The 760-nt window shown below is 37.5% G+C and carries 2 protein-coding genes; both read left to right on the plus strand.

What is annotated here, in order from left to right; all coding sequences use genetic code 11:
- Window positions 1-93 precede the first annotated feature (93 nt).
- On the plus strand, window positions 94-375 hold the full coding sequence (locus ACFIL8_RS11625) for a type II toxin-antitoxin system RelE/ParE family toxin (RefSeq protein WP_252619286.1): 282 nt from the start codon (window positions 94-96) through the stop codon (window positions 373-375).
- A 16-nt stretch (window positions 376-391) separates the two neighbouring features.
- Complete coding sequence (locus tag ACFIL8_RS11630; protein WP_375613679.1) at window positions 392-685, plus strand: HigA family addiction module antitoxin; 294 nt, start codon at window positions 392-394, stop codon at window positions 683-685.
- Window positions 686-760: the final 75 nt, after the last annotated feature.

A 760-nucleotide genomic window follows, 5' to 3' on the forward strand; every position in this document is an offset into this window, starting at 1 on the left:
TTAACATATAAAATTATGTTTAATATGCTCTTTGATAAATAATCAATTGACATAAATGCATGGTGTATAGTATCAAGTATCAAGAGGGTATATATGGCAATCGTTAGTTTTAAGCATAAAGGGTTGAAATTATTCTTTGAAAGAGGAGTCTGCAAAGGCATACAACCCGCGCATGCTAAAAAATTAGCAAACATTTTAGTAATTTTAGATACAATATCCGCGCCTGAACAAGTTACTCTTAAATCGTATCGTCTACATGCGCTTACGGGCGATTTAAAAGGTTACTGGTCAATGCGTGTCAATGGAAATTGGCGTGTTACTTTTCGTTTCATTGGGACAGACGTTGAACTGGTTGATTATCAAGATTACCATTGAGTTTTGAGGTGTTATTATGATGTACAATCCTCCACACCCTGGCGGCATTTTGAAAGAAGAATTGCTTGATGAATTAGGGTTAACAGTAACAGAAGCTGCAAATCGTCTTGGCGTTGCACGTTTAACTTTATCCCGCGTCTTAAACTGCCATGCGGCGATTAGTATTAACTTAGCTTTACGGTTAGAAAAAGCGGGTTTAAATGATGCGGAATTCTGGCTTAAATTGCAACAAAAGCATGATTTGTGGCAAGCTCGGCATAACAGCCCAATCCCACATATTTCACCTTTAGAGCAAGTAGGGCATTTTTAGAAAGACTTAGCCCATCTTTCTTCACACCTAGAGGTCATGTTCTTTAAAATCAAGCAGCCCACGATAGTTTTTTAT

Origin of the sequence: Bartonella sp. AP57NXGY, from assembly GCF_042195805.1 — a bacterium.
Lineage (GTDB): Bacteria > Pseudomonadota > Alphaproteobacteria > Rhizobiales > Rhizobiaceae > Bartonella.